Source organism: Mesorhizobium sp. CA13, assembly GCF_020165235.1.
Lineage (GTDB): Bacteria > Pseudomonadota > Alphaproteobacteria > Rhizobiales > Rhizobiaceae > Mesorhizobium.
The window spans coordinates 741,423-759,426 of the sequence record NZ_JAIUHS010000001.1 but is presented as its reverse complement, the minus strand read 5'-3'; the positions used below and the strand labels follow the sequence as shown (position 1 = coordinate 759,426).

General features: G+C 61.6%; 18 protein-coding genes and 1 tRNA gene. 11 read left to right on the top strand and 8 right to left on the bottom strand.

Features of this window, described 5'->3' with window-relative positions; genetic code table 11:
* Window positions 1-55 precede the first annotated feature (55 nt).
* From LB566_RS03860 to LB566_RS03845, 4 genes are all read right to left on the bottom strand, one after another.
* Complete coding sequence (locus LB566_RS03860; RefSeq protein WP_181172475.1) at window positions 56-223, bottom strand: hypothetical protein; 168 nt, start codon at window positions 221-223, stop codon at window positions 56-58.
* A 271-nt stretch (window positions 224-494) separates the two neighbouring features.
* The gene (locus LB566_RS03855; RefSeq protein WP_224623261.1) at window positions 495-863 is read right to left on the bottom strand and encodes a VanZ family protein; all 369 of its coding nucleotides are present in this window, start codon (window positions 861-863) and stop codon (window positions 495-497) included.
* 66 nt (window positions 864-929) lie between these two features.
* A tRNA-Gln gene (locus LB566_RS03850) sits at window positions 930-1,004 on the bottom strand.
* Window positions 1,005-1,129: 125 nt separating this feature from the next.
* Window positions 1,130-1,474 (bottom strand): VOC family protein, encoded by a 345-nt coding sequence (locus LB566_RS03845; RefSeq protein ID WP_140551017.1) that lies wholly within the window; start codon window positions 1,472-1,474, stop codon window positions 1,130-1,132.
* Window positions 1,475-1,687: 213 nt separating this feature from the next.
* On the opposite strand from LB566_RS03845, the gene ppdK reads away from it, so the two are divergent.
* Both ppdK and LB566_RS03835 read left to right on the top strand, forming a co-directional pair.
* Window positions 1,688-4,366, top strand: a complete 2,679-nt coding sequence (gene ppdK, locus LB566_RS03840) for a pyruvate, phosphate dikinase (protein ID WP_224623260.1) — start codon at window positions 1,688-1,690, stop codon at window positions 4,364-4,366.
* A 142-nt stretch (window positions 4,367-4,508) separates the two neighbouring features.
* On the top strand, window positions 4,509-5,249 hold the full coding sequence (locus LB566_RS03835; RefSeq protein ID WP_224623258.1) for a polysaccharide deacetylase family protein: 741 nt from the start codon (window positions 4,509-4,511) through the stop codon (window positions 5,247-5,249).
* Between the two features lie 38 nt (window positions 5,250-5,287).
* On the opposite strand, the gene LB566_RS03830 is transcribed toward LB566_RS03835, so the two are convergent.
* A complete protein-coding gene (locus tag LB566_RS03830; RefSeq protein ID WP_224623256.1) occupies window positions 5,288-5,677 on the bottom strand; it encodes a DUF427 domain-containing protein in 390 nt (129 codons plus the stop codon).
* Between the two features lie 139 nt (window positions 5,678-5,816).
* Window positions 5,817-6,173 (bottom strand): hypothetical protein, encoded by a 357-nt coding sequence (locus LB566_RS03825; protein WP_140551013.1) that lies wholly within the window; start codon window positions 6,171-6,173, stop codon window positions 5,817-5,819.
* Between the two features lie 301 nt (window positions 6,174-6,474).
* Here LB566_RS03825 and LB566_RS03820 point away from each other — a divergent pair, with 301 nt between their 5' ends.
* The gene (locus LB566_RS03820; protein ID WP_224623255.1) at window positions 6,475-8,103 is read left to right on the top strand and encodes a fatty-acid--CoA ligase; all 1,629 of its coding nucleotides are present in this window, start codon (window positions 6,475-6,477) and stop codon (window positions 8,101-8,103) included.
* A gap of 179 nt (window positions 8,104-8,282) precedes the next feature.
* Window positions 8,283-9,068, top strand: a complete 786-nt coding sequence (locus LB566_RS03815; RefSeq protein ID WP_224623253.1) for a DUF1499 domain-containing protein — start codon at window positions 8,283-8,285, stop codon at window positions 9,066-9,068.
* Between the two features lie 14 nt (window positions 9,069-9,082).
* On the opposite strand, the gene LB566_RS03810 is transcribed toward LB566_RS03815, so the two are convergent.
* Window positions 9,083-9,991: an MBL fold metallo-hydrolase gene (locus LB566_RS03810; RefSeq protein ID WP_224623252.1), complete on the bottom strand. Its 909-nt coding sequence runs from the start codon at window positions 9,989-9,991 to the stop codon at window positions 9,083-9,085.
* Window positions 9,992-10,108: 117 nt separating this feature from the next.
* Here LB566_RS03810 and LB566_RS03805 point away from each other — a divergent pair, with 117 nt between their 5' ends.
* Window positions 10,109-10,699 (top strand): biotin transporter BioY, encoded by a 591-nt coding sequence (locus LB566_RS03805; protein WP_224623250.1) that lies wholly within the window; start codon window positions 10,109-10,111, stop codon window positions 10,697-10,699.
* Between the two features lie 414 nt (window positions 10,700-11,113).
* On the opposite strand, the gene LB566_RS03800 is transcribed toward LB566_RS03805, so the two are convergent.
* Window positions 11,114-11,281 carry a hypothetical protein gene (locus tag LB566_RS03800; protein ID WP_224623247.1) on the bottom strand — a complete coding sequence of 56 codons (168 nt, stop codon included), beginning with the start codon at window positions 11,279-11,281 and terminating at the stop codon, window positions 11,114-11,116.
* 45 nt (window positions 11,282-11,326) lie between these two features.
* Here LB566_RS03800 and LB566_RS03795 point away from each other — a divergent pair, with 45 nt between their 5' ends.
* The 6 genes from LB566_RS03795 (at window position 11,327) to LB566_RS03770 (ending at window position 17,962) form a co-directional block, all read left to right on the top strand.
* Window positions 11,327-12,376, top strand: coding sequence for a sugar transferase (locus LB566_RS03795; protein WP_224623245.1), 1,050 nt, complete (start codon window positions 11,327-11,329; stop codon window positions 12,374-12,376).
* A gap of 41 nt (window positions 12,377-12,417) precedes the next feature.
* Complete coding sequence (locus LB566_RS03790; RefSeq protein ID WP_224623243.1) at window positions 12,418-13,692, top strand: nucleotide sugar dehydrogenase; 1,275 nt, start codon at window positions 12,418-12,420, stop codon at window positions 13,690-13,692.
* Window positions 13,692-14,717, top strand: a complete 1,026-nt coding sequence (locus LB566_RS03785) for an NAD-dependent epimerase (protein WP_224623241.1) — start codon at window positions 13,692-13,694, stop codon at window positions 14,715-14,717. The genes LB566_RS03790 and LB566_RS03785 overlap by 1 nt, the downstream gene beginning before the upstream one ends.
* 103 nt (window positions 14,718-14,820) lie before the next feature.
* Complete coding sequence (locus tag LB566_RS03780; protein WP_181172474.1) at window positions 14,821-15,516, top strand: class I SAM-dependent methyltransferase; 696 nt, start codon at window positions 14,821-14,823, stop codon at window positions 15,514-15,516.
* 144 nt (window positions 15,517-15,660) lie between these two features.
* The gene (locus tag LB566_RS03775; protein ID WP_224623239.1) at window positions 15,661-16,830 is read left to right on the top strand and encodes a glycosyltransferase; all 1,170 of its coding nucleotides are present in this window, start codon (window positions 15,661-15,663) and stop codon (window positions 16,828-16,830) included.
* Complete coding sequence (locus LB566_RS03770; RefSeq protein ID WP_224623629.1) at window positions 16,712-17,962, top strand: glycosyltransferase family 4 protein; 1,251 nt, start codon at window positions 16,712-16,714, stop codon at window positions 17,960-17,962. Before LB566_RS03775 ends, LB566_RS03770 begins: the two co-directional genes overlap by 119 nt.
* Window positions 17,963-18,004: the final 42 nt, after the last annotated feature.

The window sequence follows — 18,004 nt, the reverse complement described above, 5'->3', positions numbered from 1 at the left end:
AGTCGACGTCACGCGATCCCGCACGGAAAGCCGCTACGCATGTCTCTTGGATGCTCTAACCAGTATGGCCGTGCTTGTGCGGATGATGCCTGGCCGACGACCAGACGAAATACAGCGACCCCAGCTTCAGCACAGGCACCCGACGATCCCGCTCGCGATCACGCAGTTCGCGATAGACCTTCACCTTCAGCGTGCCCCCCGGCAGTCTGATTCGCAGAGCCATGGCGGCCGCAGTATGCGCAGCTTTCCAGGCGGCTGAGAAGGGGCGGTCCAAGTCGGCCCTCTTGGCGCCGGGGCGTTCGGACGGCCGGTCGGGAATCATGTCTGCCCACCCGACGGCGACATATTTGCCATCTGCCAGGCCGGCAACTCGCGCCTGTGCTCGCGGCGCCGCAGCTCATTGACGTTGCTTCACCTTCAACGTGCCGTGCTGAAGCCTGATCTTAAGTGTCGTCGTGTCGTTCGCGCGGTAAGGCAGGCGATTCGACTACTTCTCACCTTGCGCGTTGCACGATCCAGGTCGCACAGATCGCGGCCAGCAGACCGCATGCCATGCCGACGCAATCGGCAACCCAGTCGAGCACGTCGAAATCGCGGCCTATCGCCGTGGTGCCCTGGAGAACTTCTATGGCAGCACCGACAAAAGCAAGGAAGACGATCAGCGCCGGCTTGTGCCGCGGCCAGCCGAGGCTGCCCAGGAAAGCCAGCACGGCGAATGCGCTGGCGTGATTGAGCTTGTCATAGTGGAAACCGATATCGATCCCGAATTGCTTGAGGCGATGTACCGGCAGCAGCGCGAGAACGAGGACGGCCGCGAGCGTGACGACAAAGGCAATCCGCTCGGCGACGGAATAGATTCTCATTCTGCTCCAACAACATGTCTCCGGTATAAACCGTAACCTATGTGTCCGGAACGGACCCTGTGCGCTTGGCTGGGGCGCCAGGATTCGAACCTGGGAATGTCGGTACCAAAAACCGATGCCTTACCACTTGGCGACGCCCCAGCAGCTGACATGCGTCGACTGCGCGCGGCCTTATAGGCTGTGCCGGTGGAAAGCTCAATGCTGGAGATTGCGACATTCCGGTTGATTCACGGTTCCGTTGGCGACGGCCGCACCGGTCGCGCCGCCTATTCTCCCCACACTGCCATCTCGTTTCCGGCCGGATCGGCAAAGTGGAACCGCCTGCCGCCCGGAAACGAAAAGATCGGTTTGACGATCGTGCCGCCGGCATTCTCGACGGCAGCCAGTGTCTCTTCCAGATCCTGGGAGTAAAGCACCGGCAAGGGCTTGGCGGTGGCGTCGCCGCTGTCGGCCTGGAAACCGCCGTCCAGTCCCTCGCTAAAGGCCGAATAGGTCGGGCCATAGTCGGTGAACGACCAGGCGAAGGCGGCGCTGTAGAAGGCCTTCACACTGTCCAGCGTCGCGCCGGTTGCCGGCAGTTCCAGATAGTCGAGTTTTCCGGTGAGCTTCATGAGGCACCTCTTTGTTCCCTGTATGTTCTAGCCTCGTGCCGTTGGAGTAGCAAGTCCTTTTGCCGTAGCTTTTGCTTAATCGATTGTAGCGGCCAAACGGCCTTTCCGACGCCTTGCCTTTCGCATTGCAGCATCATATCGCTCCAAAGTCGGGCATGGCGGGACTTTCCGTTTCGTCAATCTTTCCAATCTCCTGCAACCGGAGAGCAAAGCATGACCAAGTGGGTTTTCACCTTTGGCGATGGTGCGGCCGAAGGCCGGGCCGGTGACAAGAATCTGTTGGGCGGCAAGGGTGCCAATCTGGCCGAGATGTGCAGTCTTGGCCTGCCGGTACCGCCGGGCTTCACCATCACGTCGGAGGTCTGCAACGCCTACTATGCCAACGGCCGTGCCTATCCGGCAGGGCTTGAGGCTGACGTCGCCGTGGCGCTGGACCATATCGGCCGGCTCACCGGCCGCCGTTTTGGCGATCCGTCGAAACTCCTGCTTGTATCGGTCCGCTCCGGGGCCCGCGCCTCGATGCCCGGCATGATGGATACGGTGCTCAATCTCGGCCTCAACGACGAAACCGTCGAGGCGCTGGCCGTCGATTCCGGCGATGCGCGCTTTGCCTATGACAGCTACCGCCGCTTCATCCAGATGTATTCCGATGTCGTCATGGGACTCGACCACGAGGTGTTCGAGGAGATCCTCGAGGACCAGAAGGCCAGCCTCGGCCATGAGCTCGATACCGAACTGACGGCTATCGAGTGGCAGGGCGTCATCGCGCTATACAAGGCCAAGGTCGAAGAGGAACTCGGCAGGCCGTTCCCGCAGGATCCCCACGAACAGCTCTGGGGCGCCATCGGTGCGGTGTTCTCGAGTTGGATGAACAACCGCGCCATCACCTACAGGCGCCTGCACGATATTCCCGAAAGCTGGGGCACGGCGGTCAATGTCCAGGCCATGGTGTTCGGCAATATGGGCGAGACCTCGGCCACCGGCGTCGCCTTCACCCGCAACCCCTCGACCGGCGAAAAGCAGCTTTATGGCGAGTTCCTGGTGAATGCGCAGGGCGAGGACGTCGTCGCCGGCATCCGCACTCCGCAGAACATCACCGAGGCGGCCCGCATCGCCGCCGGCTCCGACAAGCCGTCATTGCAGAAACTGATGCCGGATGCCTTCCAGTCCTTCGTCACCATCTCCGACAGGCTGGAAAAACATTATCGCGACATGCAGGACCTCGAATTCACCATCGAGCGCGGCAAATTGTGGATGTTGCAGACGCGGTCCGGCAAGCGCACCGCCAAGGCGGCGCTGAAGATTGCCGTCGAGATGGCCAGGGACGGCCTGATCTCGAAAGAGGAGGCGGTCGCCCGCATCGATCCCGCATCGCTCGACCAGCTCCTGCACCCCACCATTGATCCGAAGGCCGCGCGCGACGTCATCGGCGTCGGCCTGCCGGCTTCGCCCGGCGCCGCCACCGGCGAAATCGTCTTTTCCTCCGCGGACGCCGAGGATCTCAAGGCGCAAGGGCGCAAGGCTATCCTGGTGCGTGTCGAGACCAGTCCCGAGGACATCCACGGCATGCATGCGGCGGAGGGCATCCTGACCACGCGCGGCGGCATGACCAGCCATGCCGCGGTCGTGGCGCGCGGCATGGGCAAGCCGTGCGTCTCGGGCGCCGGTTCGCTGCGCGTCGACTATAAGGCAGCTACGCTGATGTCGATGGGGCAGACCTTCCGCAAGGGCGACATCATCACCATCGACGGCGGCAACGGGCAGGTGCTCAAGGGCGCTGTGGCGATGCTGCAGCCCGAGCTTTCCGGCGATTTCGCGGCCATCATGGAATGGGCGGATGCGGTGCGGCGCATGAAGGTGCGCACCAATGCCGAAACCCCGCTCGACGCGCGCATGGCGCGCTCCTTCGGCGCCGAAGGCATAGGCTTGTGCCGCACCGAACACATGTTCTTCGATGGTGCCCGCATTGTCGCCATGCGCGAGATGATCCTGGCCGACACCGAAAAGGACCGGCGCGCCGCGCTTGCCAAGCTGCTGCCGATGCAGCGGGCGGATTTCCTGGAACTGTTCGAGATCATGGCCGGGCTGCCGGTGACCATCCGCCTGCTCGATCCGCCTTTGCACGAATTCCTGCCCAAGACCGAGGCTGAGATAGCCGAAGTCGCGGCGGCGATGAATGTTGCGCCGGACAAGCTCAGGCAGCGCACTGAGGCGCTGCACGAATTCAACCCGATGCTCGGCCATCGCGGCTGCCGGCTTGCGGTATCCTATCCCGAGATCGCCGAGATGCAGGCGCGTGCCATTTTCGAGGCCGCCGTCGAGGCCGGCCGCAAGGCCGGCGCGCTGGTGGTACCCGAGATCATGGTGCCGCTGGTCGGGCTTGTGAAGGAACTCGATTACGTCAAGGCGCGCATCGATGCGGTGGCCAAGAGCGTCATGGACGAAAGCGGCGTCAAGATCGATTACCTGACTGGAACCATGATCGAGCTCCCCCGCGCGGCGATCCGGGCCCATGTCATCGCTGAATCGGCCGAATTCTTCTCTTTTGGCACCAACGACCTGACCCAAACGACATTCGGTATCTCGCGTGACGACGCGGCCTCGTTCCTGGAGACCTATCGCCAGAAAGGCATCATCGAACAGGATCCGTTCGTCTCGCTGGACATCCATGGCGTCGGCGAACTAGTGCGCATGGCCGCGGAAAAGGGCAGGGCGACGCGGCCACGGATCAAGCTCGGCATTTGCGGCGAGCATGGCGGCGATCCGGCCTCGATCCGCTTCTGCGAGGAGGTCGGACTGGATTACGTGTCCTGTTCGCCCTACCGCGTGCCGATCGCCAGATTGGCGGCCGCGCAGGCGGCCGTTCAGGCGGCGAAGGCGGGCCGCGGCTGAGCGCTTGCCGCCGGTCGGAACGAGGAACTGCCGCAAGACGGTCAGATTGTCGCGTCTGGTGCTTTTCTGCTATCCAGCTCCCGATTTCCGCCTTCATGCGGGTCTTGGGATGGCCGCTTGAAACGCCGCTTGGAACTGTTTGATGCGCCTGCTGCAAAAAAATCTCTGTATCATGGCCATGTCATTGGCCATGGTATCCAGCGGCCATGCCGCATCGCTGGTCGAACCCATCCTGCACATCAAGCCGGATGCAGGCGGAGCCGGGCGCATTGCCTTGACCCTCGACGCCTGTGGCGGACGGACCGACAACCGCATCCTCTCGGCGCTGGTGGAAAACAGGATACCTGCGACCATCTTCGTCACCGGCATCTGGCTGAAGCGGAACGCTGCCGCCGTCGAGATCATGCGGGCGCATCCTCACCTGTTCGAACTGGAAAACCACGGCGGCCATCACATCCCGGCCGTCGACACGCCGCAGAAGATCTATGGCATACGCAGCGCCGGCAGTCCGGAAGCGGTTCTGGCCGAGGTCGAGTCGGGCGCCGTCGCCTTGGCCGGGACTGGCGAGCCGGCGCCGAAATGGTTTCGTGGTGCGACCGCCGAGTATAGTCCGTCGGCGATCGCCATGATCCGCAAGCTGGGCTTTAAGATCGCCGGCTTCTCGATCAATGGCGATGGCGGTTCGCTGCTCGGTGCCAGGGAAACCACAAGGCGCATAGAAGCGGCCAAGGACGGCGACGTCATCGTCGCCCATATCAACCAGCCGACCCATGCAGCCGGGGAAGGCGTCGTGCAGGGCCTGCTGGCGCTTAAGCAAAAGGGGCTGACCTTCGTGCGGCTCGACGATGCCGACGGCCTCGGCAACAACGGCACCACCGACTGATCCGCAGGACGGCACGCCCGGCCTCCTCGTTGGTCCGTTCAGCCTGGCTTGGCTTCGATGCTGACCTTGCTTGCGTAGAACGCCCCGTGGTTGCGAATTTCAGCCATTTCGTCGAAAGGTTGCTCATAGGCCCACATCGCATCCTTGCCTGCCTCGCCGGCAGGCAGCACGCTCCAGTAGCTTGCGTCGCCCTTGTAGGGACAATGGGTGGAGGATTGCGTGCCGCCCAGCTTGCTGAAATCGATGTCTGCGAACGGGATGTAGAAGGCGGCCGGGTAGGGCGCTTCCGTAAGCACCTTGGCGTTCGTCGATGAGGCGATAACCGTGTCGCCTGCACGCACGGTGACGGTGCCCTCATACGGTTCGACGGTGATGACCTTATCGGGATTGCGCCGGAAGCCGGGTGCCGGGTTGGCGGTCTTGTCCATGCTGTTTCTCCTCGTCTCAGCTTTAAGTGTGTCGACGAGGTTGTTTGCGCAAGGCCGACGGTCGCCGGCAATCCGCAATCGATCTCCAGCCGTGGGCGCTGCCGACGGTATTTTTAGCGATGACCTTGTCCGGCGAGGCTCAGGCCGCGGTTCTGAACGCGTCCATCAGGCCGGCATAGGCGGCAGCGATACCGGCCACCGGATTGCTGCTCCTGGACGCGGTCTCGACTTTCAAGTGACCGCCGCCGGTCGGCAGGGTGAGCAGCAGGAATTGACGATTGCCGCCGTCGCCTACCGATGCCGCGGCGACGTGCTCGCCTTCCCCTTCGCTCTGAACGCACATCTTGAACAGCAGCGTGCCGCCAACCGCTTCGAGCGCACCGCCGACAACTTCAACAAATTCGTCTTCGGAAACAGTCTTTGTGTCCGGCACCAGATCGCCCAGGCTTTCGGCAAGGGTACTTTCCAGTGCCTTATCGTCGAGCTGCGTGTCCATGCGAACCTCTTTCAGTCGCCAATCGCACCCCTTTGCCCATTAACGAAACTTAATGCCGACGATGGCCGGATTGTGGCGGATTCTCCTCTCGGTCGAGTAATTTAGTCTCCTCTGATATAATAGGTTTCAAGGCCGCCCGTCCTATTGCATGAGCACCAGGCATTCGGACTCCAAGAAATACGCGATGCGATCGCTTCCCTGCGACCGGCATCCGGATTTCCTTCGCCACCCGGCGGTGGCTGGACAATCCACCGGTTCGCTTCACAATGGGAACAAAAGCGAGAAGGTAAGGGAGGAACGAATGCTGGGGCTGATGCAGGAATGGCCGCTTCTTTGCCATAAGCTTATCGACAACGCCGAACGGCAGCATGGCGGGCGGGAGATCGTATCGCGCTCGATCGAAGGACCGATCGTACGCACCACCTACGCCGCCATCCATCGTCGCGCCCTGAAGGTCTCCCAGCGCCTGGAGCGTGACGGCTATCGCCTGGGCGACCGCATCGCGACGCTGGCCTGGAACACGGCGCGCCACATCGAGGCCTGGTATGGCATCATGGGCATCGGCGCGATCTATCACACGCTCAATCCGCGGCTGTTTCCCGAGCAGATCGTCTGGATCATGAACCATGCCGAAGACAAGGCGGTCTTTGTCGACCTGACCTTCCTCCCTTTGCTCGAGAAGATCGCCGGCGCGGTCAAGTCCCTGAAACAGGTGATCGTGCTGACCGACAGGGCGCATCTGCCGCAGACCATACTGCCCAGCGTCGTTGCCTACGAAGAATGGCTCGACGAGGCCGACGGCGACTTCGCCTGGAAGAGCTTCGACGAAGGCACCGCCGCCGGCATGTGCTATACGTCGGGAACCACGGGCGATCCAAAGGGCGTCGTCTACAGTCATCGCTCGAATGTGCTGCACGCCATGATCGCCGCCATGCCCGACGCGATGGGCCTGTCTTCGCGCGACACGATCCTGCCGGTGGTTCCGATGTTCCACGCCAATGCCTGGGGCCTCGGCCAGAGCGCGCCGATGGTCGGCGCCAAGCTGGTCATGCCCGGCTGCAAGATGGACGGCGCCTCGCTCTACGAATTGCTCGACACCGAGAAAGTGACCTTCAGTGCAGCCGTGCCGACGGTGTGGATGATGCTGCTGCAATATCTGGAGGAGACCGGCAGGAAGCTGCCCTACCTGAACAAGGTCGTCATCGGCGGCTCGTCCTGCCCGCGGATCATCACCAGGAAGTTCCAGGACAATTACGATGTCCAGGTCGTACACGCCTGGGGCATGACCGAAATGTCGCCGCTCGGCACACTGTGTACGCTGAAGCCGGACTATGCAGGCCTTCAGGGCGACGCCCGGCTCGATGTCCAGGGCAAGCAGGGTTACCCGCCCTTCGGCGTCGAGATGAAGGTGACGGACGACGACGGCAACGCGCTGCCTTGGGACGGCAAGACATTCGGGCGGCTGAAGGTGCGCGGCCCGGCGGTGGCCAGTGCCTATTATGGCGGCGCCGGCTCGGAGCAGTTCGACGACGACGGCTGGTTCGATACCGGGGATGTCGCCCACATCGACGCTGGCGGCTATGTGCAGATCACCGATCGCGCCAAGGACGTCATCAAGTCCGGCGGCGAATGGATTTCGACCATCGACCTGGAGAATCTGGCCGTCGGCCACCCAGATGTCGCCGAGGCAGCGGCAATCGGCGTTCCTCATTCGAAATGGGGCGAACGGCCTTTGCTGGTGGTTGTCCGCAAGCCGGGCAAGGAACCGACCAAATCCGATATCCTTGGTTTTCTCGACGGCAAGGTGGCCAAATGGTGGATGCCCGACGATGTCGCTTTCGTCGGCGAAATTCCGCACACCGCCACCGGCAAGATCCAGAAGATCACCTTGCGCCAGCAATTCAGGGATTACCGCTTGCCGACGGATTGACGCGATAGTGCGTGTCTCAGCCTGATGCCGTCGCAAAGGACAGCCCGGCGCCGCACGCCTTTCAGGCGCAAGGGGCACGATAGCATTTCCAACTGGCGCGTGATCCTTCTCGAAAATCGATTCCGATTTTGGTGACCATGCGCTAAGTCTTCGTTCGGCTTGGGATAACGCAGAGAAACATGGTCAGCATTTCCGAACGGCAAACATCGAAGGCTGCCGGATGGTCGCGGCGCACCGCTGCTTTTTCGGCGGTGCTTTTGCTGACCGTGTTCATCGGCCATTATTTCAACCTCGTTGAAACGCCGGTGTTCCTGTGGGTGCTGGCTATTGTCGCGCTGCTGGCGGCGCTGGCGCTGCTGTTCGCCGGATTTGCCTTCTCGAGGGTGTGGAATTTTGGCGACTACGGCGGCCGCGACATCACGGTCGGCGTCTTGCTGGCATTGCTGGTGCTGACCCCCTATGGCATCGCCGCCTATTGGGCGACAATCTTTCCGCCGCTCAGGGATATTTCGACCGATTTTGACGAGCCGCCGGCACTCGACGTCACCGCTCGCATAAAGGATATGAACGTGCTCTCGCCGCCGACGCCTGGCGAGCAGCGGTTGCAGACCGACAGCTACCCGCTTGTCACCGCGCGCAGCTACGACCTGCCGTTCGAGACCGTCGTCACTGCCGTTGAAACTGTGCTCGACCGCCGCGATTGGGATCTTACCGGACCCTATCCCGAGCTCGCCGGGCAGAGCGAAGTGACGATTACCGCCGTCGCCAGGAGCTTCGTGCTGGGCCTTCCCGCCGACGTGGCGATCCGCATTACGGACGACGGGGATACGGTCATAGTCGACATGCGGTCGGCTTCGCGCTACGGCCGCCACGACCTCGGCGACAACGCTGCGCGCATCACCGACTTCTTGGCGGAGTTGGACCAGGAAGTCGCCGGCCAGGTCGGCGCGGCTCCGGCCGAATAGCCTAGCTGCTGGACCTATGCGGGCGGCGTGAAAACGCCATCTATGGCCGGCGCGGCGTCTGTCGCTACCAGGCGGCGGGCCACCAGATCCTCCAGATGGGCAAGCACCGACAATCCGGCGGCGCCGTGCAGCCGCGGGTCGGTATCCCTGTAGATCGCCTTGACCATGTCTGCGATCGTGCGGTCGCCGACGCGGACCCGCTCCAATATGGCCCGCTCGCGCATTTTGCGATGGGTCTTCAACCCGCGCATGAAGCCGCGCGGTGCCGTCACCGGCCCGCCGTGGCCGGGCAGCAGCAAGCGGTCGCCGCGTTCGATAAGCCGGTCCAGCGAGGCCATGTAGTCTGCCATCGCCCCGTCCGGCGGCGCGACGATGGAGGTCGCCCACGCCATGACATGGTCGGCCGAGAATAGGATGCCGGTGCCCTCCAGTGCGAATGCCGCGTGATTGGCGGTATGGCCGGGGGTCAGGACCGTGCGGATCGCCCAGCCGTCGCCGGCGACCAGCGCGCCGTCCGGCAGCGCGACATCGGGCACGAATGACGTATCGGCGCTGGCATCGAGCGCGTTGATCTCGCCAATATGCAATGGCCTTGCCGGCCGGTGCGGCCCTTCCGCCAGCACCTGGGCTCCGGTTTCCTGCTTCAGCCGTGCCGCCAAAGGGGAATGGTCGCGATGGGTGTGGCTGACGAAGATGTGGCTGACTGGCCTGCCGGCGATGACGTCGAGCAAGGTGCGCAGGTGAGCTTCGTCATCCGGCCCCGGATCGATCACTGCGAGCGTATCGCGTCCGACGACGTAGCTGTTGGTGCCGTGGAAGGTGAAGGGACTGGGATTTCGGGCCGTGACGCGCTGCACGTCGCGCGCGACGCTGACGCCTCCGCCGTAGCAGGGATCGAAGCTGGTATCGAATTCGAGGGCCATGACGGTGTCGATGCCTGTTGCGGGAATGGCAAAACCGATTGCCGCATAGCACGCAAGCCAATATAGGAAAACGCAAGACCGCGATCATCGGATGGCGGCAATCGGATGGGGAAGACCATGGCAACTGCAACGACAATGCGCCCGCTTATTTCTCTGGCTCTGCCGCAAGATGGCGCGGCGCGGCTGGCAACGCAGCTTTTCCTGGCTATAGCCGGAACGCTGTTGCTGACGCTGTCGGCCAAGACCAAGGTGGTTCTGGGGCCCGTCGATATTTCGATGCAGACGCTCGCCGTCCTGCTGATCGCCGCCGCGTTCGGCCTGCGGCTCGGCGTCGCCACCGTGCTGCTCTATATGGCCGAGGGCGCGATGGGCTTCCCGGTCTTCCAGGGCACGCCGGAAAAGGGCATCGGCATTGCCTACATGCTCGGCTCGACCGGCGGCTATCTCGCCGGCTTCGTGGTCATGGCGGCGATTGTCGGCTGGGCCGCCGATCGCGGCTGGGATCGCCATCCCATCAAGCTTTTCAACGCGATGCTGGTTGCCGAGTTCGTCATGATGGCCATGGGTTTTGCCTGGCTGGCGACGCTCATCGGTCCGGAAAAATCCTGGCAGTTCGGCGTCGTGCCGTTCATCGTCGGTGATCTGATCAAGGTTGCTCTTGCCGCCAGCCTGGTGCCTGCCGTCTGGTCGCTGCTGAAGCGCTCCTGAATTTAGCGATCCACTGAGGCATTCCGGGGAAGAACCTGGTTCATCCAGGTCGGACGGATGTGACTGGCAGGTCTTGGCCAAGCAGCCAGCCAGTCACCACAGATACGAACATCCATTTACCTTCATGCGTCCAGACATTCTCGATGACCGGCAGTAAGTCAATCTATTAGCGATAGCTTTTGAATCGCATTCAGCGACGCGATTGATAAAAAATCCTGCCGATTGCTACAGTGTAAATAGATACTTGCTGGTATCGTTACAGTGTCGTAGTTGTTGATCTTCGACTGAGTCGAACAGCCAGTAGCGAGAGGCCCGATTCCGCTTTGCGAATGAACGGCCAAGCCAAGCGCATTATTGCAATGGTAATCGCCGACATGGCAGCTTCGAGGGGGGAAGAAGTTGAATGTCGCAACATCAACTCTTGTCGGAAGCCGGCACTTCCTGTTCAGAATTCGCTTTCAACTTATTGGCGGACTGACATTCGCGATCGTCGCGCCGGCCCTCATCCGGATTGCCTTCAAACCCGATGCGGTCTACGTCGCCAATCTTCAGGTAACCGTCGCCGCCGCGGTCATTGCGCATGTAGCAGGCTTCCTTGCCTATCGCCGCATTGGGAATTTCCCCGGCGTGGCCGCTGCCAGCTACATCCTACCGACATTTGTGCTGTCCTACGGGCTTGTTTTCCTGACCATTTTCTTTTTTCGCTTCGAATACAGCCGGTTTCAGGCGGCGGCCAGCTTCACCCAATCCACGCTCTGGTATTTTGGCCTGAGCCTCATAACGCGGCATCTCGACCCGTACCGGCTGGTCGTCATTCCCGGCGGGGATGTAGAGCGCCTAAGGACACTGCCGGGAGTGCACTGGTTCTGGATCACCTCGCCCGCCACCGTCATCGAACGGGCCAATGGCGTGGTCGTCGATCTGCGGGCCGACCTTGACGCCGAATGGGAAAGATACATCGCGGACCGGGCCCTTTCGGGCACGCCGGTCTACCACGTCAAGCAGGTCAGCGAATCGCTGACCGGCCGCGTCGCGATCGAACATCTGTCGGAGAACACGCTCGGCTCGCTCAATCCGAACCAGGCCTATCTCAAGATCAAGCAGGCAATCGACTGGATCTCCGCGCTTGTCATGGTCGTGGCCCTTTCGCCTTTCGTGGTGCTGATCGCGCTGCTGATCCGGCTGGACTCGGAGGGTCCGGTGCTGTTTCGCCAGCCCCGCATTGGCTACAGGGGCCGGATCTACACGGTCTACAAATTTCGCTCGATGAGGCAGCAAGCCGGCATTGGCAGCGACAAGGACAAGGCGATCACGAAACGTGACGACGATCGCATCACCCGGATAGGGCATTTTTTACGCAAGTTCAGGATCGACGAGCTGCCGCAGGCCATCAACATCCTGCGCGGCGAAATGAGCTGGATTGGACCACGGCCCGAGGCCGTCGTCCTGTCGCAGTGGTATGAGGCGGAATTGCCGTTCTATCGCTACCGGCACATCGTCAGGCCGGGTGTGAGCGGGTGGGCGCAAGTAAATCAGGGTCATGTCGCGGCGGTCGACGATGTGATGGAGAAATTACACTACGATTTTTACTACATAAAGAACTTCTCGCCTTGGCTTGATGTTCTCATCACCCTCAGAACCATAAAGACGATGATTACCGGCCATGGCGCGCGATAGCGGAGGCCGTGGCTGATTAAGGCTTGCCGGACAGGAAGCAAATGGACCTCGGCTCCAGGAAAATAGCTGTCATCGGGCTTGGCTATGTGGGTTTGCCACTGGCGGTGGCCCTCGGAGCGATCAGGGACGTCGTCGGCTTCGACATCAGCCAATCGCGTGTGGATGCGCTGAGGCGTGGCGAGGATCACACGCTTGAGGCCAGCAGAGATGAAATCGACGCCGCCACGCGGCTGCGGTTCACCAGCGACAAGGCCGATTTGCGGGATTGCGGAATTTTCATCGTCACTGTCCCCACTCCGATCGACAGGGCCAACCGGCCGGATCTGAAGCCCCTTGTCATGGCCTCCGCCACGGTCGGCGAGGTGATCTCCCAAGGTGCGGTGGTGATCTTCGAGTCGACTGTCTATCCCGGCTGTACGCAAGAGGTATGTGCGCCGCTGATCGAGAAACATTCGGGTCTGCGCTACAACGAAGACTTCTTCCTGGGCTACAGTCCTGAGCGCATCAACCCCGGCGACCGCGAGCACCGACTGCAGACGATCGTCAAGGTCACCAGCGGCTCCACGCCGGAGGTGGCGGACGCCATCGACGCCCTCTATGCCTCGATCATTCCCGCCGGCACGCATCGTGCATCGAGCATCGCGGTCGCCGAGGCAGCCAAGGTCATCGAGAACACGCAACGCGACCTCAACATCGCCCTGATGAACGAATTGTCGCTGATCTTCGGCAAACTGGGCATCGACACGTCGGAGGTGCTGGAAGCGGCCGGCACCAAATGGAATTTCCTGCGCTTCAGCCCTGGTCTCGTCGGCGGCCACTGCATAGGCGTCGATCCCTATTATCTCACCCACAAGGCTCAGGAACTCGGCTATCATCCCGAGGTGATTCTTGCCGGTCGCCGCATCAACGACGGCATGGGCCGGCATGCGGCGGACCAGACGGCCCGCCTTATGATGCGCAAGGGCATACCTGTCGTTGGCAGCCGGATTCTGGTCATGGGCGCAGCCTTCAAGGAAAACTGTCCGGACCTGCGAAATTCCAAGGTCGCCGACATTGTCGCGCAGCTGAGGCAGTACAATGCCGGCATCGATATCTGGGATCCTTGGGTCGATGCGCAGGAATGCGCGCACGCCTTTGGCGTAACGAGCGTTAAAGAGATGCCCGCCGCGCGTTATGATGGCGTTGTCGTCGCCGTGGGGCACGGGCAGTTTCGCACCCTGGGCGTTGCCGGCCTGCGAGCACTTTGCAAGGACCCAAGTGTCGTCTACGACATCAAGGGTCTGTTCCCCAGGGATGTTACGGACGGGCGGTTCTGATGAAGGTCCTGGTCACCGGCGCTGCCGGCTTCATAGGCTACCACGTCGCCAGGCGGCTGCTCGAACGCGGCGACGAGGTCGTCGGCATAGACAGCATCAACGACTACTATGATCCGCAGATCAAGCAGGCGCGCCTGCGGCTTTTGGCCGAAGCCAGCCGCAACACCAATGCGGGCTACCATTTCATCCACGGTAATCTCGCAGAGCGAAACGTGGTGGACGGCTGCTTTGCCGATCACGCCTTCGACCGCGTGATCCATCTCGCCGCCCAGGCCGGCGTCCGCTACAGCCTTGAAAACCCGCATGCCTATGTCGAGAGCAACATTGTCGCCTACGCCAACATGCTGGAGGCCTGCCGCAACAGCCGTGTCGGCCACCTGACCTATGCCAGCACGTCGAGCGTCTACGGCGCCAACACCGACATGCCGTTTTCCGAGCATCGCCCGGCCGACCACCCACTGCAGTTCTACGCCGCAACCAAGCGCGCCAACGAGTTGATGGCGCACAGCTACAGCCACCTGTTCGGGCTGCCGACCACCGGCTTGCGTTTCTTCACCGTGTACGGCCCTTGGGGTCGTCCCGACATGGCGCTGTTCCTGTTCACCAGGAACATCCTGGCCGGCGAGCCGATCAAGCTGTTCAACAACGGCAACCACACGCGCGACTTCACCTACGTCGAAGACATCGCCGAAGGCGTGATCCGCGCCAGCGACAGTCCCGCCGCGGTTAACCCCGCCTGGGATTCCGATCATCCGGATCCTGCGACGAGCAGCGCACCTTGGCGTATTTTCAATATCGGCAACAACAACCCGGTGAAGCTGACAGCCTATGTAGAGGCGCTTGAAAACGCGCTTGGCCGCAAGGCCATCGTGGAACTCTTGCCGCTGCAGGCCGGCGACGTGCCTGACACTTTTGCCGATACTTCGGCGCTGCAGGCGGCGGTCGGCTATCGCCCCGGCACGTCCGTGACGGAGGGCGTCGGGCGGTTCGTCGAATGGTACCAGGAGTATTTTGAGCGGAGGTAGGGGGAGGTCACGTCTTGTCCACAAAATCGATGACGGGATAGCGTCGTTGCTGCGGGGCTTTGTTCGCACGAACGTGGCCGTCTCAGAGTGTCTGGACCGAGCCTTGCCGCTACGGCTGCGCACGGACGGCAACCACGCCTTTGCTGCGGAAATCGCACCGGCGCTGCTTACACCTGACGCACTGGTCTATGATCTGGGCGGAGGAGCAAGGCCGCTTGTCGGCCTGGCCGAGAAGCGTCGTCTGCGGCTGGTCGTCGTCGGGGTGGACCGCGATGCCAAGGAATTGTCGAAGGCTCCAGACGATATCTATGACGAGCGGATCGAGGCGGACCTTACCTCGTTCAGGGGAAAGGGAGATGCCGATCTGGTCATATGCCAGGCCACCCTGGAGCACGTCCGCGACGGCGAAGGCGCATTTCGCGGTATTGCCAGTTGCGTAAGACCGGGCGGCACGGTCGCCATTTTCTCGCCTTCACGCAACGCCGTTTTCGCCAGGCTCAATCGGGTCTTGCCCGAGGCGATCAAGCGGCGCCTGCTGTTTGCGGTCTATCCCGAAAAGGGCAGGGGGCACGACGGCTTCCCGGCCTTCTATGACAGATGCCTGCCGAGCGAGGTGGAAAGGATCGCAGCGCAAAATGGCCTGGAGCTTGTCCAGCGTCATCTGTTCTGGAGGAGTTCATACTTCTACGCTTTCGTGCCGGCCTTCCTTGTCTGGCGCCTCTGGCTAGGTCTCTCGGCTCTTCTCATCGGGAAGGATGCGGCTGAAACCTACGCCTATGTCTTTCGGCGAAGACATTGATCACCCAAGCATATTCTCCGCTTTGGTGGACCCGAACGCGACGGGCGGTCTCCCCGTTATCCGGGTGGAGCACCGCTCGTCGCGCACGGTCAGGCGCAAGCAAAAAGCTTTCGCCGTGACCGGCCAGGAAAGGTGGTGAACCGAGTGACGCGCACGCGCCAAGACAAGAGATCGTCAGGCAGCCCAGACGCTCGGATTGCTATCTTCATTCCCTCTCTTCGTGCTGGTGGCACCGAGCGGGCAATGCTTACCCTGGCCAGCGAATTTGGCCGGCGCGGCTTGCCGATCGATCTGGTGCTTGGATGTGCGACGGGCGAGTATCTCGCTTTGGTTCCGAAGACGATAAGGATACAGGACCTCCGGGCCTCGCGGTTGCTGTTTTCCGTATTGGGCTTGATCCGGTATTTGAGACGGGAGCAGCCGCGGGTGATGCTGACGGCGTTACCCCATGCCAATATCGTTGGCATCATCTCGTCCATGCTGTCGCTGCGCCGGATACCGATCGTGATATCCGAAAGGAGCAATCTTTCCAGGACCGTCGCCGATACGAAGCTGGTTCGTGAGAAGTTCCTGCCATTCCTCATGCGGCTGACCTATGGTCGAGCCGACACGATCATCACTGTATCGCATGGCGTTGCGGAAGACCTGATCCGGAGCATCGGGATCCACCGGAGTTCCGTCAAAACGATCTACAATCCGCTGGACATCAAACATGTTGAAGAGCAGGCGGATGAACCGCTCGAACACCCTTTCGCGGTCGAGGATGGCAGGGTCTTGCTGGTGGCCGTTGGGCGGCTTGATTTTGCAAAAGACCATGCCACGCTCATAAGCAGCTTCGCACGGATTGCGACGAAGAGGCCCGTCAAATTGGCCATTGTCGGGGAAGGGCCGCTGCGGGGATCGCTTCAAACACTGATCGACGAACTCGAGCTGAATTCTTCGGTCGCTCTGGTCGGCTTTTCGAAGAATCCGTATCCGTGGATGCGGCGGGCAGCGTTGTTTCTTCAATCCTCCCGCAGGGAGGGATTTCCAAACACGATCATCGAAGCAATGGCTTGCGGGACCAATGTGGTGAGCACCAACTGCGAAAGCGGTCCGGCCGAGATTCTGGAGGACGGCAAGTGGGGACGTCTCGCCGCGGTCGGCGATGCCCAGGGTTTTGCGGCAGAAGTGATGGCCGCCCTTGATGAAACTGATCCTCCAGACGTCAGGCGTCGGGCGCGGGATTTCAGTGTCGAAAAGGTGGCCGACGCCTACCTGCTCGCGATGGGTGTCGATCCCACGAACGCCGTGGGGAAGGAGCGGTCGTATTAAGATCCTGCACGTCATCACCGGACTTGAGAACGGCGGTGCCGAGGCAGCGCTATACCGCCTGTGCACGGCCGAGCGCAGCCACTCCCATTTTGTCGTCTCGCTTTCGGGTGAGGGAAAATATGGCCCGTTGCTTCGCGCGGCCAAGATACCGCTCGCTTGTCTGGCGATGCCAAAGGGAAGGTTGAGTCTCAAGGGGCTCGCTTCGCTCAGGCGCGTGTTCTCGACCTATCGGCCGGACGTGGTTCAGTGCTGGATGTATCACGCCAACCTCGTCGGAGGCGTCCTGGCGCGGCTTGGCGGCATCAGGCCGGTTCTTTGGGGAATGCACAATTGCGGACTGGATCCGCGGGCGGCCTCCTTTACGACCAGAGCGGTGGACAGGATATGCGCTCTCATATCCGGTATCATCCCTGCTCGGATTGTCAGTTGCTCGCAAAACGCGTCGCAGCGCCACATTCATGCAGGATATTCGAGTTCGAACTGGACGATCATACCGAATGGCTACGATCTGGCCGTGTTCGAGCCGGACGACCGGGCGCGCGCACGGCTCCGTCAGGATTGGTCAATAGGCGACGGCCAGTTCGTTGTCGGAAATGTCGCTCGCTGGCATCCCGACAAGGACCACAAGAATCTCTTCGCTGCCTTGTCCAGGCTGTCGATGCACAAGGGCCTTCCCTTCAAATGTGTTCTTGCCGGCCCGGGTATGACGGCTGAAAACACTGCGCTTGCCGTGCTGTTGGAGCGCTATGATGTTCGCCACAAGGTGAAGCTTCTCGGGCCGAGCGACGACATTGCCGGTTTGATGAATGCATTCGACATTCATGTGCTGGCCTCCAGCAGCGAAGCGTTTCCGAACGTGGTTGCCGAGGCCATGGCATGCGGCACGCCATGCGTGGCAACGGATGTCGGAGACATCGCGATGCTTGTCGGCAACACGGGATCTATCGTTCCGCCGCGGAACCCTGACGCGCTATCGCGTTCCATCGAGATTATGGCTTCGGAAATCCAGGATACCCGGTCTTGGGCGAGCAGGCGGCAAGCATGTCGCGACCGCATCGCTGCGGATTTCTCGCTTGAGCGGATGGCGCACTCGTATGGCTTGCTGTGGGAGAAATCGTCCCTGGGCTGCTAAGGGGTGAGAACAATACGAATATTCAGATGGCGATGAACCGAA